The organism is Methylobacillus flagellatus KT (assembly GCF_000013705.1).
Lineage (GTDB): Bacteria > Pseudomonadota > Gammaproteobacteria > Burkholderiales > Methylophilaceae > Methylobacillus > Methylobacillus flagellatus.
Window position 1 is genome coordinate 2003315 of sequence record NC_007947.1, and the last position, 22795, is coordinate 2026109.

Consider the following 22795-nt stretch of genomic DNA (forward strand, 5'->3'; position numbering starts at 1 on the left):
ACCCAGCGATATGAATGAACTCATCACCCATCTGGAGGAATTGCTGCAGGGCTTCGGCCCCATCCGTGCCAAGCGCATGTTCGGCGGTTATGGCATTTACCATGACGGCCTGATGTTCGCGCTGATCGCCGACGATACACTCTACCTCAAGGCTGACGCAGAGAGCCGCAAGGAATTCGACAGCCTCGGCTTGCCTGCCTTCCGCTACGCTAAGCAGGGAAAGGAAGTCACCATGTCCTATTTCCAGGCGCCGGCGGATATGCTCGAAGCGCCGGAACAAGCGGTCTATTGGGCGCGCCTCGCCTATGCCGCCGCATTGCGTGCGGCACACAGGTAGATATATCCGGTCAAGGATTGTCGGCCTAGAGCAGCACGGACTAAAATAAGCGCTCGATTGAGGTTCGAGATCTTCCTCAAATATCAAGGTTGAGAATATGAAATCCATCAGACTGATATTAATGACGCTGGCATTGCTCCAGCTTGCAAGCTGCACGACGATCAGCACGACCAGCAGCGGCAATGTGGGCGTCAACCGCAAGCAGTATGTGGGACTGGTTACCGAAGAGGAAGCAGTACAGCAATCTGCCCTGGCCTACCAGCAAACCGTCAAGGATGCTCAAGCCAAGAAGCTGTTGAATACTGATAGCGCCGAAACCAGGCGCGTGCGCAACATCGCCAACAAACTGATTGCCCATGTCGGCGTATTCCGGCCCGATGCCCCAAACTGGAAATGGGAAGTCAATGTGCAGGAAAGCAAGGAAATCAATGCCTACTGCATGGCAGGCGGCAAGATCATGGTCTATACCGGCCTGCTCGACCAGATCAAGCCCACCGATGACGAGCTTGCCGCTGTGATGGGCCACGAAATCGCCCATGCCCTGCGCGAGCACGTGCGCGAGCGCATGTCCCGCGCCAAGGCGCAACAGTATGGGTTGCTTGGCCTGGCTGCCGTGGTCGGCCTCAGCTCCAAGAATGCTGACAATGCACTTCAGACATTGGCACTCGGCGGCACAGTGGCAGCCTTGGCACTCACGCTCCCTAACAGCCGTACCGCGGAACATGAGGCAGACCAGATCGGCCTCGAGCTTGCGGCGCGTGCAGGCTATGACCCGAATGCAGCACTCAGCCTCTGGCAGAAAATGAGTGCAGTAGGAGGCGAGAAACCACCTGAAATCCTCAGCACCCATCCTTCGGATGAATCCCGCATGGCAGATATCAAGCGCCTGATTCCTGCCGTCATGCCGCTTTACGAGCAAGCCAAGAAGCAGCGTCAATGAGCTTGTTTTTCCCCTTGCCCGCAGCGCTCCGGCTCTAGCCTAACGATGGGATGGTTTTCAGGTAAAATAGCGGTTTTACCCGAAGCGATCCCTAGGAATCTTAGATGAGCAATTTGCAAACCATTATCGAAGACGCGTTCGAGCGTCGTGCCGAGATTACTCCGTCCACTGCCAGCGCAGAAATCAAGGATGCTGTGTTCAGCGTGCTTGCCGACCTCGATAGCGGCAAACTGCGCGTGGCAGAGCGCACCGACGGCCAGAACTGGGTCACCCACCAATGGATCAAGAAGGCCGTATTGCTCTCCTTCCGCCTCGAAGACAATGTCCTGCTCGATGACGGCGTCACCAAGTATTTCGACAAGGTTCCGCCCAAGTTCGCCAACTATACTGAAGCAGACTTCAAGGCCGGCGGCTTCCGCGTCGTACCTAACGCAATCGTGCGCCGCGGTTCTTTCATTGCCAAGAACGCTGTGTTAATGCCTTCCTATGTCAATATCGGCGCTTACGTCGGTGAAGGCACCATGGTGGACACATGGGCCACCGTCGGCTCCTGCGCCCAGATCGGCAAGAACGTCCACCTTTCCGGCGGCGTGGGCATCGGCGGTGTGCTGGAGCCCGTACAGGCCGGCCCCACCATCATCGGTGACAACTGCTTCATCGGCGCACGATCCGAAGTGGTCGAAGGCGTCATCGTCGAGGACAACTGCGTGATTTCCATGGGCGTCTACATCGGCCAGAGCACCAAGATCTATGACCGCGAAACGGGCGAGATCCATTATGGCCGCGTCCCGACCGGTTCGGTCGTCGTCTCCGGCAACCTCCCTTCCAAGGATGGCAGCTACAGCCTGTATTGCGCCGTCATCGTCAAGAAAGTCGATGAAAAAACGCTTGGCAAGGTTGGCATCAACGAGTTGCTCCGCGGCATTTAAGCACTGTAAAAACGATCGCAGCACCAAGCGTTTTTCGGTGAAGCCTCACTTGGGCATCTGCCCAAGTGAGGCACGAGCCGTGTCAGAGCCAAAAATTTGAGTGATCAAATACAGTGCCCAGGTTCAGGCAATCTCTCATTTCACGTTGGCATCAATAATCTATTCTTAAAAGTTGAAGCAAAACATTAAGCTGATCTGTCAACATTCTGACACTGGCGTCGAAACCCCAACACAAACCTGCCTATGGCAGGTTTTTTTATCTTTTTCTACAGCACATCACCACGCCACCACCACTCACGCAACAAATTGTTTTATATAGAAAAATTTATTACCCTGCTTTTCTGACGTCTGAACCCTTAATAACGGCACAAAAGTTGCCGTAGGGGTTATAGAGTCCACAATTCTTGCTGGACATTGAGGATCATCATGACAGGCAATTACGATTACACGCTGGTGCTGCTTTCGGTTGGGATTGCGTTCATCTCATCGATGGCTGCATTCATGTTCACTGATCGTGTTGTCCGCAATCAGGGGCGCTTAGCCAAGGCATGGATGGCGCTGGGAGCCATCGCCCTGGGATCAGGGGTCTGGGCCATGCATTTCACCAGCATGCTCGCATGGTCGCTGCCTACCCCCATGGAGTCCATGCTCGACCATACCGTACTTTCCTGGCTGATCGCGGTCAGTGCCTCCTGGCTGGCGCTTGATATCGCCAGCAGGCCTGGCTATTCTCTGCAGGCGTTGATCATTGCCGGCTCGGTGATGGGGCTGGGCATTAGCGGCATGCACTATACAGGGATGCATGCCCTGCAAATGTTCCCTGACATCACCTATAACAGAACTTTGCTGGTCCTATCCCTTAGCGTTGCCGTCGCCGTCTCGATACTGGCGATGGCCTGCATGTTCCATGCCGGTCATCAATCCAGAAACAACAGCCTCCGGGCCCGTCTTTACGCTGCCCTGGCGATGACCGGCGGCATTGCCTGCACACATTTCACCGCCATGGCCGCGATCGAGATTCCTGCCCATATCGCTCTTACTGCGACTCCCACATCGCAACCTGGCTTGCTTTCGGTCATTATCGCGTTAGGCACCTGCCTCCTGGCTCTGCTTGCCGCCATACTGGCCACGGTGGATTCACGCCACCGCGACAGGGATAATTGGCTGCATGCAGACACGCAGGACAAACTCAGCCGCATGCACATGCTGGATGATCTCACCCAACTGCCGAACCACAGTTATTTCCAGCACCACCTCAACATTGGCATCCGCCGTACCGCCCGGCTCGGCAGCGCATTGGCCGTCGCCGTCATCAAGCTCGATAACCTGAGACAGATCCGGCAGGAGCTGGGCCAGCATATCAGCAATGAAGTCCTTCGCCTGGCAGCAAAACGCATCAAGGAAACAATTCGCGGCTGCGACATGGCAGCCTATAACACGTCGGAAACCTTCCTGATCCTGTTTGAAGATATCCAGCACGAGCAGGACATTGTGCCTGTCATGGAAAGAATCATGCAGTCACTGAACGCCACCCTCCGCATCGACCATCATGAGATTCCATTGGAAGCCAGGGCCGGACTTGCTTTGTATCCCAAGCACGGCACCGCCGACCGATTGCTCACTTATGCCGAGGCCGCCATGCACCGTGTGGCACCTGATGACAACCGTGGTTTCCGCCTGTTTGATGACCGCCTGGAGCCTGCGTCTTTCGACCTGCTCGAAACCCGGCAGGAACTGCGCAAGGCAATCGAAAACGGGGAAATGGCACTTTACTTCGAGCCGCGCATGGACATGGCGGGAGGCACAATCACAGGACTGGAGGTATTGCCTCGCTGGCTGCACCCGACCAAAGGCGCCATTCCCGCCGCCACCTTTGCCCCGATGGCGGAAAACATGGGCCTCATCAACGACATTAATACCTGGGTGCTGGAACAAAGTTGCCGTATCATCAAAGACTTGCAAGGACATCTGATCCATGTGCCAGTCTATTTGCCACTGACATCGGCACAATTGCATACGCCCGGTATTCAGCAACATGTCGCGGACACGCTAAACCGGTTCAAGCTGCCATCCGATGCGCTGGTACTGGAAGTAGCCGAACTGGATTTCATGCAGCAGCCAGAGCATCATACCGATCTGCTCAAGCAGCTGCCTGCCATCAGCCTCAAGATCAGCCTGGAGAATTTCGGCACCCGCTTTTCCAGCCTTCCCTATATACAACACCTAGGCCTCAAAATACTCAAGCTCGACCATAGTTTCACCCGGGAGCTCCTCAGTAACCCGAAAGCCCGGGCCATTGCCGGGGCGATCATTGAGCTAGCGCATGCCCAGCATCTCAAGGTGGTGGCGGAACATGTAAGCAATGAGGCTGAACGCAATACCCTCCTGTCTCTGGAGTGCAATGAAATCCAGGGTTATTTCTGTGCCAATCCGGTGCACGAAGCTCAACTGTCCGAGTTCCTAATGTCCAGCAAGCTTTCATCCCTGCAGAAAACTCCTTTGCCCGAGCACAACGCACAACCAGCATATTCGGTGACAGCAGACAGCCTTGCCTCGGCACGCTAGTGTAAAATGCTATGATCTACAGTCACCCATATGCTCATACATGAAGCTTTACGGCATCCCCAACTGCAATACAGTGAAGAAGGCGCGCGCCTGGCTGGAAGAGCGCGGCATTGCTTACGAATTCCATGATTTCAAAAAGTCGGGCATCAGCGAAGACACGCTCAAGGAATGGCTAAGTCAGGTCGAATGGGAAAAACTGGTGAACCGGGCTGGGATGACGTGGCGCGGCCTCAGTGAAGCAGAAAAGGCTGCGGTCACCGATGATGCCTCGGCAATCAGGCTGATGCAGGAAAAAACCTCTGTCATCAAGCGTCCCGTGCTGGTCAAAGACAACCAGGTCATCTGCCTGGGCTTCACCGAGGCAGCTTATGCCAAGCTGTTCGATGCATGAGCAGAACACTTGAACTGGCCAAGGACTTGATTGCACGGAAGTCCGTCACCCCCGACGACGCAGGCTGCCAGGAACTGCTGATCTCCCGGCTCGAACCTTTGGGCTTCTCCATTGAACGCCTACGTTTCGGCGATGTGGACAACTTCTATGCCCGCCGCGGCAATACTGGCCCCTTGCTCGTGTTTGCCGGGCACACCGATGTCGTCCCCACCGGCCCGGTGGCGCAATGGCATACTCCCCCATTCACCCCCACCGTCAAGGACGGCATGCTGTATGGCCGGGGCGCTGCCGACATGAAGACATCTTTGGCGGCCTTCATCACCGCGATCGAGGCCTTCGTGGCAGACCATCCCGACCATCCCGGATCGATCGGCCTCATCATCACTTCGGACGAAGAGGGTGTAGCAATCAACGGCACTGTCAAAGTGGTCGAAACCCTCAAGGCACGCAATGAGCTGATCGATTACTGCATCGTCGGCGAGCCGACCTCCAGCAAGGTCGTTGGCGACATGATCAAGAACGGGCGGCGCGGCTCACTGTCGGGCAAATTGACTGTCAAGGGAATACAAGGCCACATAGCCTACCCTCACCTGGTGAAGAACCCCATCCACATGGCAGCGCCCGCGATCAAGGAGTTGTCAGAAACCATATGGGATGAAGGCAATGAATATTTCCCTCCTACCTCCTGGCAGATATCGAATATCCATGGCGGCACAGGAGCAACCAATGTCGTGCCTGGCGAAGTGGAAATCCTGTTCAACTTCAGGTTCTCCACAGCCAGCACGGCTGAAAACCTCAAGCAACGCGTCCATGCCATCCTCGACCGCCACCAGTTGGAATACGACCTGGCTTGGGAGCTTTCCGGCAAGCCGTTTCTGACCCCCAGGGGTTCCCTGGTCACGGCTATCTCATCCGCAATTGACCAGGCGTTCGGCGTCACGCCGGCACTCTCCACCAGCGGAGGCACATCAGACGGCCGCTTCATTGCCGACATTGCCGGGCAAATCGTCGAATTCGGCCCACTCAATGCGACTATCCACAAACTCAACGAATGCGTTGCCGTTGCAGACATAGAGCCCTTGCGGCGCACATACCAACTTACACTGGAAGCCCTATTGAAATGACGAGATTTCCCGGCATGACCGAAGAACTCCACACCATCCGCGATTGGCTGCGCTTTGCCGTCAGCCGCTTCGAAGAATCCGGCATCTTTTTCGGGCACGGTACCGACAATGCCTATGACGAAGCCGTATGGCTGATTATGTCGTCCTTGCACTTGCCACACGACACCCTGGACAACTTCCTGGATGCGCGCTTGCTGCCGCCGGAACGCACCCGCCTGAAAGAACTGATCCGCCGCCGCATCACCGACCGTACCCCAACCGCCTACCTGGTGAATGAGGCCTGGCTCAAGGGCTTCAAGTTCTATGTGGACGAACGTGTCATCGTGCCACGCTCCTTCATTGCCGAGTTGCTGGAAGACAGCCTCAGCCCCTGGATCGAATATCCGGAAATGGTCGAAAGCGCTGCCGACATCTGTACCGGCAGCGGATGTCTCGGCGTATTGCTCGCCAATGCCTTCCCCAACGCGCATATCGATGTCGTGGACATCTCCCCGGATGCACTTGCCGTCGCCAGCATCAACATCCGCAACTACGGCCTGGAAGACCAGATCACCGCCATTGAATCCGATATGTTCAGCAACCTGCAAGGCAGGACTTATGACATCATCATCAGCAACCCACCGTATGTGGACGCATCCTCCATGGCACTGTTGCCGCAGGAATACCGGAACGAGCCGGAAATCGCACTGGGTAGTGGACCGACGGGATTAGATCACACCCACGTTCTACTGAATGAAGCAAAGAAACACTTGAATGACAATGGCCTGCTGGTCGTCGAAATCGGCCACAACCGTGATGCGTTGCTGGAAGTATATCCCCACCTGCCGTTTACCTGGCTGGAGGTGGACTCAGGGAATGAATTCGTTTTCCTGCTGACCAAAGAACAATTGCCTTAAACAGGATAATACGTGTCAGACCCAAGAGTATTCTTCGCCGCAGAACGCACCCTGCTGGCATGGCTGCGTTCCGGCCTGACGCTCATGGCGCTGGGGTTCGTCGTGGCGCGCTTCGGCCTGTTCCTGACCCTGCTGGCGCCCGGCCAGGTGGAACACCTCCACTCGCATCGCTGGCTCTCTGACCTGCTTGGCCTGATACTCGTCCTCAGCGGCGCGGCCGTGATTCTCTGCGCACAGTACAACCATCGCCACTACGTCCAATCATTGCCGCCCGAAGATGTGCCGCAATTGGCCCTGCCCTGGCTGTCCTCGGTGCTGGCCATCACAGTGGCATTGGCCGGCAGCTTGCTGGCAATCGACCTGATCCTGTTCTGAGTCAATTCAGCGCTTCACGCGCTTATTCGCTGACGGATGCTTTGCCGCTGGAATATCGGCCTGCTGACGGATACGGCGATTCACCGGCTTGCGTGCAGGCTTGGCACCCTGCCTAGATGGGCGTTGCGCCTCTTCAGTTTCGGCACCATGGCGCGACCTGCGGCCTGCTTGCTGCTTGCCCAGTTCCTGCCGCATGCCCTCTTCACGCGCCTTGGTGACACGCCGCGGTCCCCTGCTTTCAAGATGGGCCTCCGGATCAAAGCGCGATTTTCTGGCCTTGGGGGTGAATACCTTGCCCAGCTTTTCCTTCTCGCGCGGGCTCAGCTGGCGCGGGACAGCCTTGGGCACCGCAAGCTCCGCCCATTCCAGCAGCGCAGTAACCTCCTTGGCACCCAGGTGTATCATCTGCCCACGCTTGAGCCTAGGCGGCAGGTTGACCGGACCAAAACGTACGCGGATCAGTCGGCTCACGGGTTTTTGGAACGCCTCGAACAAACGACGGACTTCGCGGTTGCGGCCCTCACGCAGGATCACTTCGTACCAGTGGTTGGCACCCTCGCCGCCCTGCGGACGGATGCTGTCGAAATTGGCCGGACCGTCGTCGAGCTCAATGCCGTAAGTCAATTGGGCCATTTCACCTTCCGTCAGTTCGCCGAAAATGCGCACGGCATACTCGCGCTCCACTTCATAGCGCGGATGCATGAACCGGTTGGCCAGCTCACCGGAAGTCGTGAAGATCAGTAATCCGGAAGTATTCATGTCCAACCGCCCGATGGCGATCCACTTGCCGTTACGAATACGCGGCAACTTGTCGAAAACGCTGGCCCGGTTCTCCGGGTCATCATGGCTCACGATTTCGCCCTCCGGCTTGTGGTATAGCAATACCTGCGGCAGCTCCGGCTCGAACGGCAGACGCAGTGGCCGGCTGTCAAGGCGCACCACGTCGCTGGGCACGACACTGGCACCCACCTCCGCAGTCTTGCCATTGATGGTGATACGGCCGCTGGCAATCAGGGTTTCCATCTCGCGGCGCGAGCCGAATCCAGCCAGTGCAAGAAGCTTGTGCAGCCTTTGCGGCACGGCATCGGGATCTGCCGCGACAGGCTTGGCAGGAGAAGTATTGCGGGGGTTGCGTTGTTGCTTGAACGGACGGGCCATGGAGTCAACCTTGAGAATATTGCGCGTATTATAAGCCAGAGCGCACCGATTCCACCGTACGCGTTCCGATTATCCGATATCGAGCGGAATTTCCTGCTGGGTGAAATGCTGGATGGGCGGCAATTCGGACAGGGAGCGCAAGCCGAGATCGTCGAGAAAAGTCTTGGTGGTCGCATACAGGGAGGGCCGGCCCGGCACGTCGCGCTGCCCGACGATGTCGATCCAGTTGCGCTCGAGGAATTGGCGCATGATGTTGGGGTTGACCGCCACGCCGCGGATTTCCTCGATATCGCCACGCGTCACCGGCTGGCGGTAGGCAATGATCGCCAGCGTTTCCAATGCCGCGCGCGAATAGCGCATCGGTCGCTCGGGATTGAGACGGGCAATGAATGGGGCCAAGTCGGCACGCGCCTGGAAACGCCAGCCGCTCGCCACCTGCACCAGCTCCATGCTGCGGCCCTGCCACTCTTGACGCAGCTCGTCCAGCAGCATACGCAACGTGGCACGCTCCATGCGCCCTTCGAATGGACGCAGCAACATCTCCAGCGACAGAGGTTCTCCCGCCGTCAGCAACACAGCCTCGAGCACTTGCTTCACTTCACTGACGCTTTGCCCTGTACTCATGGCTCAGTTGACGTTCGCCAGCGGCATGTCCGCCGCCTGCAGGTAAATCGGGCTGAAGGGCGCCTGCTGGGTGATGCGCACCAGACCCTCGCGCGCCAGCTCGAGGATAGCGAGGAAATACACCACCAGCTTGGGTAGCCCCTCGTACACCACGTCGAACAAGGCAGTGAACTCTACCAGCGATTCCTGCTGCAAGCGGCGCAATACCAAGCTCATATGCTCGCGGACCGAAAGTTCTGCACGCCCCACCCTGTGGTGCTGGAAATGGCTCGCGCGCTTGAGCACCGACTGCCATGCCGCGACCAGTTCGTCAAAGCTCACCTCGGGCCAGCGCGTCTCGGCCATATGCTCATAATAGGCGCGCGCGACCTGGATTTCCCGGCCAGCCACCGGCAAGGCGTCCAAACGCTCTGCCGCCAGCTTGATCGCCTCGTATTCCATGAGTCGGCGCACCAGCTCGGCACGCGGGTCTTCTTCCTGTTCTATGCTCTCCGGCTTGGGCAGCAACATGCGCGACTTGATCTCGATCAGCATCGCCGACATCAGCAGGTATTCCGCCGCCAGCTCCAACTTGCTTTCGCGCATTTTCTCGACATAGTCCATGTATTGGCGGGTCAGTTGCGCCATGGGGATATCGAGGATATCGAGGTTGTGCTTGCGGATCAGGTACAGCAGCAGGTCCAGCGGGCCCTCGAACGCGTCCAGATAGACTTCAAGCGCATCCGGCGGGATATAGAGATCCTGCGGAATGGTATCCAGCTGTTCGCCATAGATCCGGACATCGAATGCGAGTTGCGCCACCATTGGTCAGGATGCTTTCAATGCCTGGCCTGCAGGGAAGCCAGACACGTTGCCGACAAGCGCAAGGCGCTCATCTGCATTGCAAAATTGCTTTCTTGAAAGCCCCGAGTGGATCATGTTCAGCTAAAAATTCCGGCAAACATTGCCAGCAAGATCATGATGAAAGGCATCATGATCTTGGACAAGATGCCTGTGAACATCAACACCAGCAAGATGATGAAGCCGTAACGTTCTACCTGGGCAAATTTGTATGCCATGTGGTTGGGCATCAGGCTGACCGCTATCCTGCCACCGTCCAACGGCGGTAGCGGCAGCAGATTGAGTACCATCAGCACCACATTGACGAGGATGCCTGCCTGCCCCATCAGGCTGAGCGGCATGGCAAAATCCCCCGACATGGACGCGCCAAGCTTGTAGACCATCGCCCAGAAAATCGCCATGAGGAAATTGGATGCAGGGCCTGCGGCCGCCACCCAGCGCATGTCATGCTTGGGATTGCGCAGACGCGCATAATCGACAGGCACAGGCTTGGCCCAGCCGAACAGAAACCCGGTGCCGGAAAACACCAGCAGCGCCGGGACCAAGATGGTGCCGATCGGATCGATATGCTTGATGGGGTTGAGCGTAATACGGCCCAGACTTTCCGCAGTGGTATCGCCGAAATAGCGGGCGATGTAGCCATGTGCAGCTTCGTGCACGGTGATGGCAAAGACTACCGGTAAGGCGTAGATGGCGATTTTCTGGATCAGGGTGAGCTCCATCATGCCTCCAGGCCGAATGGCGCCGGGTCGCCCGCACCCAGGCGGACCAGGCTGGGACTTTCCCCGGTCAGGTCGATCACCGTCGTCGGCTTGAATGCGCATGCGCCAGCATCGATGACGAGATCCACCTGATGTTCTAGCTGGTCGCGGATTTCCCAGGCTTCGTTGAGCGGCGCATCATCTCCAGGCAATTGCAGCGTCATGCTCAGCATAGGCTCGTTCAATTCTTCCAGCAATGCCAGCGTGACAGCATGCTGCGGCACCCGCAAGCCCACGGTGCTGCGTTTGGGATGCTGCAATCGGCGCGGGACTTCGCGCGTGGCCTTGAGAATGAAAGTGTATTGTCCCGGCGTATTGGCTTTCAGCAACCGGAACTGGCTGTTGTCTACCTGAGCATAGGTGGAAAGCTCGGCCAGATTACGGCAGATCAGCGTAAAATGATGGCTGTCGTCCACACCGCGGATGGCACGAATGCGGTCCTGTGCCTCCTTGTTTCCCAGCATGCACCCCAGCGCATAGCTGGAATCGGTGGGATAGGCGATCACGCCACCATCGCGCAGGATGGCAACCGCCTGGTTGATCAGGCGTGGCTGCGGGTTTTCAGGATGAATCACGAAATATTGCGCCAAATTGACTCCAATTTAATTGTTAAGTGATCGGATTTCCGGCCAATCCTGCCACACCGGGATGCAACCGCGCGGCAAATCCGGCAGCCGGCCCATTTCGATATTGCCATGACCCGGGCCGTGGTAGTCGGACCCCATGGAAGACTTGAGGCCGAACATGTGCGCGAGCTTCGCATATTCCTGGAACTGGTCTGCGTTATGGCTGCCGGTGACGACCTCGATCGCCGTACCGCCCAGGTTGCGAAACTCTTCCAACAATAGCAGCATATTGCTGCGCCCGATATCATAGCGGCCAGGATGGGCAAGCACCGCCACGCCGCCGCTACCATTGATCCAGGCAACCACCTCTTCCAGCGTGGCCCAGTGATGCTCGACATAGCCAGGCTTGCCCTTGACAAGGTAACGCTTGAATATAGCCTTCATATTGGAGGCATATCCCTGATCGATCAGGTAGCGCGCAAAATGCGCTCGGCCGATGATGCCCTGCCTGGCGTGGGCATAGGCGCCTTCCAGGCTGCCCTTGATGCCGAACTTCTCCAGGCTGGCGGCGATATTTTCTGCACGTAGATGGCGGCCCGCGCGGATTTTTTCAAGCCCTTCGCGTAATGGGCCGTGATCCGGATCTACCCGCAAGCCCACGACATGAATGGTTTTCCTGCGCCAGGTCACGGAAATCTCCACGCCGTTGATGAACTCCATGCCGTGCCCTGCTGCAGCGCTGGCCGCTGGCGCAAGACCGGAAGTATCGTCATGATCCGTCAAGGACAACACCTTCACGCCCTGCTCCGCGGCATGCGCCACCAGAGCCTCCGGCGCGAGCAGTCCATCAGATACCGTGGAGTGACTGTGCAAGTCGATAGGGGATGGCATGAAGGCAGGTTGGCAGTACAGCTTGTTAGTCTTGCCGAATCATAGCAAAATACCGCATCAACTTAAACTTAATCCCGATGCCTCCAAGCGCACGGCCTGCGGACGACACATGAAGTTTCTTTACGATCTATTCCCGGTGATCCTGTTTTTCATCGTTTACAAGCTGTTCGGCATTTACGAAGCCACTGCCGCTGCAATTGCCGCGACCATTGCCCAGATTGCCTGGGCCAAGATCACGACCGGCAAGGTGGACAATGCGCTCATCATGAGCGGCGTCATCATCGTGGTGTTTGGCGGCGCCACCTTGTGGCTACAGGATGAAAGCTTCATCAAGTGGAAGCCCACCATTCTCTACTGGGTGTTCACCGTCGGCCTGCTGGGCAGCCAATGGCTGTTCAAGCGCAACCTGATCCGCGGCCTCATGGAAAAGCAGATTACCATGCCAGATCCGATCTGGAGCCGCCTCAACCTGGCATGGGCGATATTCTTCCTGCTGCTGGGATTCCTCAACCTGTATGTCGCCTACAACTACTCCACTGACCTATGGGTCGATTTCAAGTTGTTTGGCACCATGGGGCTGATGTTCGTGTTCGTGATCGGCCAGACGTTGTTGCTCAACAAACACATCACCGAACAGGACAAGAAATAATGTGGTATACCATCATTGCAGAAGACGTTCCCGGCAGCCTGGAAAAACGCCTGGCTGCCCGCCCTCCCCACCTTGAGCGCCTGAAGGCTCTTCAGGATGCAGGTCGCCTCCTGCTGGCTGGCCCCTTTCCCGCGATCGACAGCAATGATCCGGGTCCTGCAGGATTCACCGGCAGCCTGATTGTGGCCGAGTTTGACAGTCTGGAATCGGCGCAGGCCTGGGCCAATGAGGATCCATTTGTGAACGCAGGGGTATATTCCGCTGTCACAGTCAAACCTTTTCGCAAAACCTTGCCTGCATGACCCTGATAGAAGAAATCCGCAACCGACTCTCGGCACTCTCGCCTACCATGCTGGAAATCCGTGACGATAGCGCCCTGCACAAGGGCCACGCAGGCAACAACGGCGGCGGGCATTTTTTCCTGACCATTGCCAGCGCGGAATTTTCCGGCAAGTCGCAGGTCATGCGGCATCGCCAGGTCTATGCCATGCTGGGCGACCTGATACCGCACAAAATACACGCGCTCAGTATCCAGGCAATTGCAACAGATGATCCTCCTGTTGTCACAATCGACTGATACTTTATCACCCTCAACTTTATGACATCCATTTTAACCAGCCAAGGAATTCTCATGAAACTTACAACCAGCGCCCTGATTGCCACGGTCGCATTTGGTATGCTACAACCCGCTTTTGCTGCCGGCACAAACGGCAGTGTTGCCACAGTCAATGGCAAGCCCATCAAGCAATCTCTGTATGACTACATTGCCAAGGAAGCCTCTTCCCGCGGTCAAACGGTAGACGACAATGTCAAAAATGTCATCATCAACAAGCTGATCGGCAGTGAACTGATCTACCAGGAAGCGCAGCGCACTGGCCTGGACAAGCAGCCGGACTACCTAGCCAAGGAAGAGCTAACCCGTCGTGAACTGCTGGTCAACACCTTCCTGCAGGATTACATCAAGAAAAACCCTGTGAGCGAGGCTGACATCAAGCTCGCGTACGAAAAATACAAACAGGAGCTGGGCGACAAGGAATACAGCGCACGCCACATCCTGGTATCGACCGAAGCCGAGGCCAAGGATATCATTGCCCAGCTCGGCAAGGGCGGTGACTTCGCTAAGCTGGCCAAGGAAAAATCCAAGGATCCCGGCTCTCAGGAAAAAGGCGGCGATCTGGGCTGGTTTTCCGCAGCAGGCATGGTGAAACCTTTCAGCGATGCAGTCGTCAAGTTGCAGAAAGGCAAGTACACCACGACACCGGTGCAGACCCAGTTCGGCTGGCATGTCATCAAGCTGGAAGACACCCGCGCCACACAGCCGCCATCCTATGACGATGTCAAGGACGGCCTGCAGAAACAGCTGCAGCAGCGCAACCTGGAAAAACTCCTGACCGACCTGCGCAGCAAGGCCAAGATCGAGGCGCCAGCCGGCGCCACGGCTGCAAAGTAATCACCGCCGATTCTTGCCCGGCATACAAAAGCCCGCCGCGCTGCGGGCTTTTTCCATCTGCAAGACTGACCTGACTGAGCTTACTGCCCATGAAGCAACACAAAATCCACTATGACGTGCGTTTCGAGACGCCGCAAAGCCACTTGTTCGAACTGGAGTGCCATATTGCCCACCCGGCAGCCGAAGGCCAGCGCCTGTCGTTGCCAGCCTGGCTACCTGGCAGCTACTTGATCCGGGATTTCGCACGTCACATCGTCGGGATCAGTGCCAGCAGCCATGGGCAAGATATCAGGCTGCAGAAGATCGACAAAAACACCTGGATCGCAGCACCCTGCAAGCACCCGCTCGTTGTCCGTTACCAAGTGTATGCCTACGACCTCTCGGTACGCACTGCCTACCTCGACCACACCCGCGCCTACTTCAACGGCAGCAGTTTATTCCTGCAAGTCGCAGGACAAGAGCAGGAACCCTGCAGCGTCGAGATCCACCACCCGGGCAAGGCCTATGCAGGCTGGTCCATCGCCACCACGCTGCCAGCCCGCAAAACCGATACGAATGGCTTCGGCCTGTATGAGGCCAACGACTACCAGGCACTGATAGATTATCCGGTCGAAATCGGCGACTTGGCCATTGCGGAGTTCAAGGCCATGGGCGTACCGCATCGACTGGTCGTCTCGGGCAGGCACGAAGCGGATATCAAGACCATCAGCCGCGACCTCAAGAAAATCTGCGAGCACCATATCCGCTTTTTTGGCGAAGCGCCGTTCAAGCGTTACGATTTCCTGCTCTATGCTGCGGCCGACAACCAGTATGGCGGCCTGGAGCATCGCGACTCCACGAGCCTGATCTGCCCGCGCAGCTGGCTGCCAGTGAAGCATGAACAGCACGACAGGCAGCAATACCAGGATTTTCTCGGTCTATGCAGCCATGAATACTTCCATGCCTGGCACGTCAAGCGCATCCGCCCTGCCGCGTTTGCCAATCCGGATCTCGGCCGCGAGTCGTATACCCGACTCCTATGGGTATTCGAAGGGTTCACCGCCTATTACGATACCCTGGCGCTGGTGCGCAGCGGCCTCATGAGCGAGCAGGAATACCTCGCCGCGTTGAGCAAGGATATCACGCGCTACCTGCGCACGCCGGGGCGCCGGGTGCAGGCGTTAGAGGAATCCAGCTTTGATGCCTGGATCAAGCTATACAAGCCGGATGAAAACACGCCCAACAGCCAGATCAGCTATTACCTCAAGGGATCGCTGGTGGCGCTGGCAATGGACCTCAGCCTGCGGCTGAAAGGCCATTCGCTCGACGAAGTCATGCTGGCATTATGGAAAGGCTTCAAGCAAGGCATGTTTGTGGCCGAGGGCAGCATACAGGGCTTGATCCAGGAAACCTGTGGCGAAAAGCTGACCGCGCTTTTCCGCGACTGTGTACAGGGCTGCGAGGATCCTCCACTGGAAAAGCTGTTGTTGAAATTCGGCATCAGGCTCACTGGCCCCAGCCTTTCCGATGCCGACCTAGTGCGCCAATGGCTGGGCATGCAGCTCGCAAGCGATGACACCCGCATCAGCCATGTGCTCAGCGGCAGCGCAGCAGAACTGGCAGGGCTGGCCGCAGGCGATGTCATCATCGCTCATGACAACCTCAAGGCCAGCGCCAATAGCCTCCAGCGGATACTCAAGCGCGGCCGTCAACAGATCAGCCTGCATTTCTTCCGTCGTGACGAACTAATGGTGACCGCCATCAAGCCGCACGACCATGCGCTGGCCAACATCACGCTTGCCCTGAACGACAAGCGCAACGCGCAACAGGATCAACTACGCCAGGACTGGCTAGGCATAAATTGATAGAATACGGAGTTTTCCGCACCCGCATTACACAAGGTTAGCACTCATGACGTCCACTCCCCTGACCCGCTTGCTGTCCTCCTTGCAGATGCTTGTACTCGGCAGCATGATCTGGCTGGTCGGCTGCCCTCATGCCCACGCCGTCACCGATGAGGAAAAAGCACAGACGGCAGTCCATATGCTGGATTATGTGAGTGTGGACTACCCTGAATTCGTGCAAGACGGCAAGATACTCAATCCCGAGGAGTATGAAGAACAGCTCGAATTCGCTACCCAGTCTGCCAACTTGATTTCGGAACTGCCCGCCGTAGCCCAGCAGGCGGAGCTACTTGAGCAAGCGGCAACACTGCGCGAACAAATTCTGGCAAAAGCGGAAGGCGATGCCGTCTCGGCGACAGCCAATCGCCTGCGCCTTGCCGTCATCCAGGCATACAAGGTCACCGTTGCGCCCAAGGATATCCCGGACCTCAACCGCGGCGCGCAATTGTTCGGCGAAACCTGCGCAGCATGCCATGGTGCCAACGGCCACGGCGATGGCCCGCTGGCAAAGGGGCTGGAGCCAGAACCCAGCAACTTCCACGATCAGGACCGCATGCGCATGCGCAGCATTTACGGCTTGTACAATACCATCACCCTAGGCGTCAACGGCACCCCGATGCAATCCTATGCGCAGTTGCCCGAGGCCGACCGGTGGAGCCTGGCATTCTATGTAAGCAGCCTGCGTGCGACCGATGCACAAAAGGCCGCTGGCAAAGCCGCATGGCAGCAAGGGCGAGGCAAGGCTGAACTGGGTAACCTGAAGCAATTGGTGATGCAGGCTCCCGCCGAACTTGAACAGGCCGGCCTCAGCGATGTGCAGGCATATCTCACCGCTCAGCCGTCTGCGCTGCAGGCAGTTGCTGTCAACCCGCTCAATATCTCGCGTGACAAGCTCGAAGCCACGCTGAGCGCTTATCGCAAAGGGGATGAGTCCAGTGCACGCCAGCACGCCATCAGCGCCTATCTCGAAGGCTTCGAGCTGGTGGAAAACAGCCTGGACAACATCGACAAGCCGCTCCGCCTCGATATCGAGCGCCACATGATGGACCTGCGCAGCGCCATTGCAGGCAAAGCCAGTGCTGAAGACGTCGAAACTCTCATCAACCAGATCAATGACCTGCTGGACGAAGCCGATGAAAGATTGGCATCTGGCAGCCTCATCGGCGCCACCGCATTTGTCAGCTCGCTATTGATCCTGCTGCGCGAAGGTCTGGAAGCCATCCTGATCCTGGCGGCATTGAGCGCATTCATCAGCAAGACCGGCAGGCGCGACGCCCTACCCTATTTCCACCTTGGCTGGATATTGGCCATTGTTCTGGGCGGCATCACCTGGTTCGTTGCAAGCTACCTGCTCACCATCTCCGGCGCAGGCCGTGAAATGACCGAAGGTATCACCGCGCTGGTTGCGGCTGCCATGCTACTGTACGTGGGCTACTGGCTGCATAGCAAATCACACGCCCACGCCTGGCAGCAATTTATCAGCGATCATGTTAACGCAGCCCTCAACAAACGCACCTGGTGGGCTATTGCCGGGGTTTCGTTCCTCGCGGTGTATCGAGAGCTGTTTGAGGTCATCCTGTTCTACCAGGCGTTGTGGACACAGGCCGGAACGGAAGGCCAGGGCGCTGTGGTAGCCGGCATCGTCGCTGCCGCCGTCCTGCTGGCGCTGTTATCTTGGGCCATCCTCAAATTCAGCGTCCGCCTGCCGCTGGGCAAGTTCTTTGCTGCCACGGCAGGCTTGCTGGCCCTGATGGCCGTTGTGTTCGCGGGCAATGGCTTCGCCGCCCTGCAAGAAGCTGGCATCGTGGCAGCAGACCGCCTACACTTCATCAGCCTACCGTTGCTGGGCATACACCCCACCATCCAGACATTGGCTGCACAAGGCATCGTACTGGCGCTGATCGTGGCCGGCATGCTGATCAGCCGTAAACAAGAAAAACATTAGCATTCCGCAAATAAAAAGCCTGACGACGCCAGGCTTTTTATTTGCGCTCGACAACAGCAGCCAGCTCTGCGCCTGGCTAGTCAAGCATGATGAATACCCTGATCAATCCATCTTGACTGCAGAGAATTCCAGCGCATTGCCATCGGGATCACGACAGAACAATGCCGCCCGCCCGGACATGCTCATGGTGTACGCCACACCCGCCTGGTCCAGTACCTGCTTGACTTCCATCACGTCATCCACGGCAAAGGCCACATGGTAATCTCGGCCACCATGGGCGGGAAGCTCCGCACCGGCATAGGGGTTTGGCACCACCATCAGGTGCAACTGGTTGATGCCGATGTCGTACCAGGCCCCATCAAAGCTCAATGGGGGACGCTTGTCGCTGGGCTTCAGGCCGAGCAGGCCCTCATAGAAAGCGCGGGAACGCTCCATATCGGACACGATAATGCCGGTATGCAGCATTTGCTTGATCTTGATCATGCAGGTTCACCCTCCACTCGCGGCAGCTTACAGGCCAATGAAATAGCGTTTAGATGGCTGCCTCATCGGTCTCCCCGGTACGGATACGGATAATCTGCTCCACGGGAGTCACGAAAATCTTGCCGTCGCCAATCTTGCCGGTACGTGCTGCCTTGATGATGGACTCCACTGCTGCATCCACGACATCGTCGGTCACCACCAGCTCGACCTTGATCTTGGGCAGGAAGTCCACCACATACTCCGCACCGCGGTAGAGTTCGGTATGCCCTTTCTGGCGGCCGAATCCCTTCACCTCGGTCACCGTCAACCCGTTTGCCCCGATCTCGGATAGCGCTTCGCGCACCTCGTCGAGCTTGAATGGCTTGATTACTGCTTCAATTTTTTTCATCGCTTGTTCCTTTTCCTGGTTGTTTCCGTCTTGAAGCTATCTATTGAACACGAATTTGTTGGTCAATGGGTAGCGCCTGTCCTTGCCAAAACCTCGCTTGGTCACCCTGACACCGATAGGTGCCTGGCGCCGCTTGTATTCGTTACGGTCAACCAAGCGGGTCACGCGGAGCACATCCTGCTCCCGGTAGCCCAGCGCCAGGATTTCCTCCCAACTGTAATCATTTTCGACATATGCCTCCATGATACCGTCCAGTACCGCATAATCCGGGAGACTGTCCTGGTCTGTCTGCCCATGGCGCAATTCCGCCGACGGCGGCCTCAGGATGATACGCTCGGGAATCACCTGGCTGATCGTATTCCGGTATTTGGCCAGCTGATAGACCAATGTCTTGGAAACATCCTTGAGCAAGGCAAAACCGCCCGCCATATCCCCATACAATGTCGAATATCCTACCGCAGTCTCGCTCTTGTTGCCGGTGGTCACCACCATGCTGCCGAACTTGTTCGAAAGCGCCATCAGCAAGGTACCGCGAATGCGTGCCTGCAGGTTTTCCTCCGCAGTGTCGAAGGGCCTGCCGGCGAACTCCGGCGCCAAAGCTGCGCAGAATGACTCGAATACGGGACCGATCGCAATCTCGCTATACCGCACATTGAGTCCTGCTGCCATTGCCTGGGCATCTTCCAGGCTGATGGAAGCCGTGAATGCCGATGGCATCATCACCGCCTGCACCTTGCCAGCGCCCAGCGCATCCACGGCAATCGCCAGCGTCAAGGCGGAGTCGATGCCGCCAGACAAGCCAAGCAGTACGCCCGGGAAATTGTTCTTCAATACATAGTCGCGGAACCCCAGGCTCAACGCTTGGTAAACCGCTGGCTCCAGCCCGGGCAGAGGATGAATCTCCGCGGGCTCAGGCGCCCCATCGCTGAAGGATACGATGCCCAATGCCTCATCAAAGGACGGCAGTTGCTGAGTCAATGCCCCCTCATCATTCATGACGAAGGAAGCGCCGTCGAAAACCAGCTCATCCTGGCCGCCAACCAGGTTGGCATAGACCACGGGCAACCCGGTTTCCTTGATGCGGTCACGCACTACTGCATAGCGTTCCTGTTGCTTGCCGATATGATAGGGCGAGGCATTGAGCACCAGCAACACGGTCGCGCCCGCATCGCGAGCACGGCGGGCCGGTTCGGGCGCCCAGACATCGGCACAGATCACGATACCAAGCTTGCAGCCCAGGTGATTGATAACCAGGGCTTCGCTACCTTCGCTGAAGTAGCGTACTTCGTCGAAGACGCTGTCGTTGGGCAGTAATGCTTTGTGATAGGTATGGCAGATTCGCCCCGCTTCGAGCACCGAAGCTGCGTTATAGCGGTTGCCGAGATATTTGCGTGGATGGCCGACAACCACGGTCAATGTGGCGGGAAGCTCCTGTGCCAAGGCATACAGCGCGCGTTCGCAGGCGTGGTAAAAATCATCTCGCAACAACAAGTCTTCGGGTGAATACCCCGACAATGCCAGCTCGGGACAGAGCAGCAAAGTCGCCCCGGCCGCTTCGGCACGCCGGGCCTGTTCGACGATCTTGGCGGCGTTGCCTGTCAGGTCGCCGGCCGTGGCATTGATTTGAGCGATCGCGATTTTCATCGTCTCGAGCCTGCAGGTTGCAGAATACTGCCGTCCACGGCAATACCGCTACCAGTGTAGCGTCGCTTCTTAATAGCTACCACCTGCATCCTTGATCAACTGCACGATTTCGGGTTTCTTGCCTTTCATGGCATACACCAGTGCGGTCAGGCCATACTGGTCCTTGACCTTGACGTCGGCACCGTTGGCCAGCAACAGCTTGACCAGCTCCACATTGCCTTCGCTCACTGCATATTGCAGGATGGGCGTGCCTTCGGAGTCCTTGTGGTTGACGTTGGCACCCCTCTCGATCAATAGCCTGGCGGTACCTTCCTGCGACTTCTTGACAGCCCAGGACAGCGCAGTCCATTTGGTCTTGTCCTGTGCATCCACCTTGGCTCCCTTGTCGATCAACAGTGCGGTAGCCTCCACATTGCCCTCTCGTGCCGCATACATGAGCGCAGTCAGGCCAAAACGGTCGCGTGCGGCAATGTCTGCACCCTGCGCCAGCAGGGTATTGATAGTATCAATGTCACCATTTCTGGCGGCATACATGAGAATGCTCTTGCCATCGTCGCTCTTGCTGCTGGGATCTATACCCCGCTGCACCAGCAAGCCTACCATTTCACTATAACCGGACGTTGCCGCCATGCCCAGCGCGCTCCAACCGGATTCGTCGCGTACCTTGGCATCCGCGCCATACTCGAGTAACACCTTGGCGGTATCAATGAAGTTCTTCTTGGCGGCAAACATCAAGGCCGTCCACCCGCCAGCATCCGTGGCATTCACGTCAGCGCCCTTTTCGAGCAAGACCCGTGCGACATCTGCCTTATCCTTGCGCGCTGCGTACATCAGGGCGGTAATGCCTTCTGCATCCCTGGTATTGGGATCGGCCCCGCTATTGAGCAACGATTTTACGGTGGCGAGATCACCCTTGGACGAGACAGTCAGGAGATAAGGCACTTGCTCCTTTCCAAGGGCGGGCAATGCCACCACGCCCAGCAGCACGCTGCAAAACAGAGCAACAGTTAATCGACGCAACATAGAGATTTCCATGGCTGATGAATTGAAACCAAATAACCCGCTTGATATCTCATTGCTTGGCCTGGATTGCAACCTGGACCGCTTCACCCAGCCCCGCCGGCGAGCTGGCCACCACGACCCCGGCTTGCTCCAATGCCCTGATCTTGTCCTCGGCCTTACCGCTACCTCCGGAAATAATCGCACCGGCATGTCCCATGCGCTTGCCTGCTGGTGCCGTCTGACCGGCAATATAGCCCGCTACTGGCTTGGTCACGTATTGCTTAATATATTCCGCCGCTGCTTCCTCATCACTGCCCCCGATCTCGCCCACCATGATGATCGCCTCGGTTTCCGGATCAGCCTCGAACAGCTCCAGGCAATCGATGAAGTTCATGCCGCGGATTGGGTCGCCGCCTATGCCCACGCAGGTGGACTGTCCCAGGCCCAGCGCCGTCGTCTGGTGCACGGCCTCATAGGTCAAGGTGCCCGAGCGCGATACGATGCCGACCTTGCCGCGCAGGTGGATGCTGCCGGGCATGATGCCGATCTTGCATTCATCCGGCGTGATCACGCCAGGACAGTTGGGACCAACCAGCCGGGCGCCGTTGGCCTGGAGTGCCGCCTTGACGTTGAGCATATCCAGCACCGGGATACCCTCGGTAATGCAGACGATCAGCTCGATGCCGGCATCGCAGGCTTCCAGGATGGAATCCGCGGCAAATGCGGGAGGCACGTAGATCACCGACGCATTGGCACCTGTTTCACGTACTGCAGAACGCATGGTATTGAAAACGGGCAGGTCGAGATGGCGTTGACCGCCCTTGCCGGGCGTGACCCCGCCTACCATCTGGGTGCCATAAGCCAATGCCTGCTCGGAATGGAATGTGCCCTGCTTGCCGGTAAAGCCCTGGCAGAGAACCTTGGTTTGCTTGTTGACCAGGATTGCCATCTTGT

At 57.4% G+C, this 22795-nt stretch carries 25 protein-coding genes; 14 read left to right on the forward strand and 11 right to left on the reverse strand.

The genetic code is table 11. The features are described from left to right. Positions 1 to 10: 10 nt before the first annotated feature. From MFLA_RS09530 to MFLA_RS09565, 8 genes are all read left to right on the forward strand, one after another. Positions 11 to 337: a TfoX/Sxy family protein gene (locus tag MFLA_RS09530; protein WP_011480085.1), complete on the forward strand. Its 327-nt coding sequence runs from the start codon at positions 11 to 13 to the stop codon at positions 335 to 337. A gap of 97 nt (positions 338 to 434) precedes the next feature. Beyond that, positions 435 to 1277 carry a M48 family metallopeptidase gene (locus tag MFLA_RS09535; RefSeq protein ID WP_011480086.1) on the forward strand — a complete coding sequence of 281 codons (843 nt, stop codon included), beginning with the start codon at positions 435 to 437 and terminating at the stop codon, positions 1275 to 1277. Positions 1278 to 1381: 104 nt separating this feature from the next. Further along, positions 1382 to 2206 (forward strand): 2,3,4,5-tetrahydropyridine-2,6-dicarboxylate N-succinyltransferase, encoded by an 825-nt coding sequence (gene dapD / locus MFLA_RS09540; protein ID WP_011480087.1) that lies wholly within the window; start codon positions 1382 to 1384, stop codon positions 2204 to 2206. Positions 2207 to 2632: 426 nt separating this feature from the next. Further along, a complete protein-coding gene (locus tag MFLA_RS09545) occupies positions 2633 to 4771 on the forward strand; it encodes a putative bifunctional diguanylate cyclase/phosphodiesterase (protein WP_011480088.1) in 2139 nt (712 codons plus the stop codon). Between the two features lie 40 nt (positions 4772 to 4811). Further along, positions 4812 to 5162, forward strand: a complete 351-nt coding sequence (locus MFLA_RS09550) for an ArsC family reductase (RefSeq protein ID WP_011480089.1) — start codon at positions 4812 to 4814, stop codon at positions 5160 to 5162. Continuing rightward, the gene (gene dapE / locus MFLA_RS09555) at positions 5159 to 6286 is read left to right on the forward strand and encodes a succinyl-diaminopimelate desuccinylase (protein ID WP_011480090.1); all 1128 of its coding nucleotides are present in this window, start codon (positions 5159 to 5161) and stop codon (positions 6284 to 6286) included. Before MFLA_RS09550 ends, dapE begins: the two co-directional genes overlap by 4 nt. Then, complete coding sequence (gene prmB, locus MFLA_RS09560; protein ID WP_011480091.1) at positions 6283 to 7182, forward strand: 50S ribosomal protein L3 N(5)-glutamine methyltransferase; 900 nt, start codon at positions 6283 to 6285, stop codon at positions 7180 to 7182. The genes dapE and prmB overlap by 4 nt, the downstream gene beginning before the upstream one ends. Positions 7183 to 7194: 12 nt before the next feature. Beyond that, complete coding sequence (locus MFLA_RS09565; protein ID WP_011480092.1) at positions 7195 to 7557, forward strand: YidH family protein; 363 nt, start codon at positions 7195 to 7197, stop codon at positions 7555 to 7557. A gap of 6 nt (positions 7558 to 7563) precedes the next feature. Here the strand turns inward: MFLA_RS09565 and MFLA_RS09570 are convergent, their stop codons facing one another. The 6 genes from MFLA_RS09570 to MFLA_RS09595 all read right to left on the reverse strand — a co-directional run bounded on the left by MFLA_RS09570 (position 7564) and on the right by MFLA_RS09595 (position 12397). Continuing rightward, the gene (locus MFLA_RS09570) at positions 7564 to 8715 is read right to left on the reverse strand and encodes a pseudouridine synthase (protein ID WP_011480093.1); all 1152 of its coding nucleotides are present in this window, start codon (positions 8713 to 8715) and stop codon (positions 7564 to 7566) included. Between the two features lie 69 nt (positions 8716 to 8784). Beyond that, complete coding sequence (gene scpB, locus MFLA_RS09575) at positions 8785 to 9339, reverse strand: SMC-Scp complex subunit ScpB (RefSeq protein WP_011480094.1); 555 nt, start codon at positions 9337 to 9339, stop codon at positions 8785 to 8787. Positions 9340 to 9342: 3 nt separating this feature from the next. Continuing rightward, positions 9343 to 10143, reverse strand: coding sequence for a segregation and condensation protein A (locus MFLA_RS09580; RefSeq protein WP_011480095.1), 801 nt, complete (start codon positions 10141 to 10143; stop codon positions 9343 to 9345). A 116-nt stretch (positions 10144 to 10259) separates the two neighbouring features. Next, positions 10260 to 10901 (reverse strand): site-2 protease family protein, encoded by a 642-nt coding sequence (locus tag MFLA_RS09585; RefSeq protein WP_011480096.1) that lies wholly within the window; start codon positions 10899 to 10901, stop codon positions 10260 to 10262. Beyond that, positions 10901 to 11530, reverse strand: coding sequence for an L-threonylcarbamoyladenylate synthase (locus MFLA_RS09590; RefSeq protein ID WP_011480097.1), 630 nt, complete (start codon positions 11528 to 11530; stop codon positions 10901 to 10903). Before MFLA_RS09590 ends, MFLA_RS09585 begins: the two co-directional genes overlap by 1 nt. Positions 11531 to 11542: 12 nt before the next feature. Further along, complete coding sequence (locus MFLA_RS09595; RefSeq protein ID WP_011480098.1) at positions 11543 to 12397, reverse strand: 3',5'-nucleoside bisphosphate phosphatase; 855 nt, start codon at positions 12395 to 12397, stop codon at positions 11543 to 11545. 109 nt (positions 12398 to 12506) lie between these two features. On the opposite strand from MFLA_RS09595, the gene MFLA_RS09600 reads away from it, so the two are divergent. The 6 genes from MFLA_RS09600 to MFLA_RS09625 all read left to right on the forward strand — a co-directional run bounded on the left by MFLA_RS09600 (position 12507) and on the right by MFLA_RS09625 (position 18324). Continuing rightward, entirely contained in the window at positions 12507 to 13046 is a 540-nt protein-coding gene (locus MFLA_RS09600; RefSeq protein ID WP_011480099.1) for a septation protein A, read from the forward strand. Next, positions 13046 to 13348: a YciI family protein gene (locus MFLA_RS09605; protein WP_011480100.1), complete on the forward strand. Its 303-nt coding sequence runs from the start codon at positions 13046 to 13048 to the stop codon at positions 13346 to 13348. Before MFLA_RS09600 ends, MFLA_RS09605 begins: the two co-directional genes overlap by 1 nt. After that, a complete protein-coding gene (locus MFLA_RS09610) occupies positions 13345 to 13623 on the forward strand; it encodes a BolA family protein (RefSeq protein ID WP_011480101.1) in 279 nt (92 codons plus the stop codon). Before MFLA_RS09605 ends, MFLA_RS09610 begins: the two co-directional genes overlap by 4 nt. A 21-nt stretch (positions 13624 to 13644) precedes the next feature. Next, a complete protein-coding gene (locus MFLA_RS09615; protein ID WP_267864360.1) occupies positions 13645 to 14496 on the forward strand; it encodes a peptidylprolyl isomerase in 852 nt (283 codons plus the stop codon). 89 nt (positions 14497 to 14585) lie between these two features. Further along, positions 14586 to 16340, forward strand: coding sequence for a M61 family metallopeptidase (locus MFLA_RS09620; protein WP_011480103.1), 1755 nt, complete (start codon positions 14586 to 14588; stop codon positions 16338 to 16340). Positions 16341 to 16386: 46 nt separating this feature from the next. After that, a complete protein-coding gene (locus MFLA_RS09625) occupies positions 16387 to 18324 on the forward strand; it encodes a cytochrome c/FTR1 family iron permease (protein WP_011480104.1) in 1938 nt (645 codons plus the stop codon). Between the two features lie 102 nt (positions 18325 to 18426). Here the strand turns inward: MFLA_RS09625 and MFLA_RS09630 are convergent, their stop codons facing one another. From MFLA_RS09630 to sucD, 5 genes are all read right to left on the reverse strand, one after another. Beyond that, positions 18427 to 18807 carry a VOC family protein gene (locus tag MFLA_RS09630; protein ID WP_011480105.1) on the reverse strand — a complete coding sequence of 127 codons (381 nt, stop codon included), beginning with the start codon at positions 18805 to 18807 and terminating at the stop codon, positions 18427 to 18429. Between the two features lie 49 nt (positions 18808 to 18856). Continuing rightward, positions 18857 to 19195 carry a P-II family nitrogen regulator gene (locus tag MFLA_RS09635; protein ID WP_011480106.1) on the reverse strand — a complete coding sequence of 113 codons (339 nt, stop codon included), beginning with the start codon at positions 19193 to 19195 and terminating at the stop codon, positions 18857 to 18859. A 36-nt stretch (positions 19196 to 19231) separates the two neighbouring features. Continuing rightward, on the reverse strand, positions 19232 to 20839 hold the full coding sequence (locus MFLA_RS09640) for an NAD+ synthase (RefSeq protein WP_011480107.1): 1608 nt from the start codon (positions 20837 to 20839) through the stop codon (positions 19232 to 19234). 69 nt (positions 20840 to 20908) lie between these two features. Beyond that, positions 20909 to 21862: an ankyrin repeat domain-containing protein gene (locus MFLA_RS09645; protein WP_048811673.1), complete on the reverse strand. Its 954-nt coding sequence runs from the start codon at positions 21860 to 21862 to the stop codon at positions 20909 to 20911. A 49-nt stretch (positions 21863 to 21911) separates the two neighbouring features. Beyond that, the gene (sucD, locus tag MFLA_RS09650; RefSeq protein WP_011480109.1) at positions 21912 to 22790 is read right to left on the reverse strand and encodes a succinate--CoA ligase subunit alpha; all 879 of its coding nucleotides are present in this window, start codon (positions 22788 to 22790) and stop codon (positions 21912 to 21914) included. Positions 22791 to 22795: the final 5 nt, after the last annotated feature.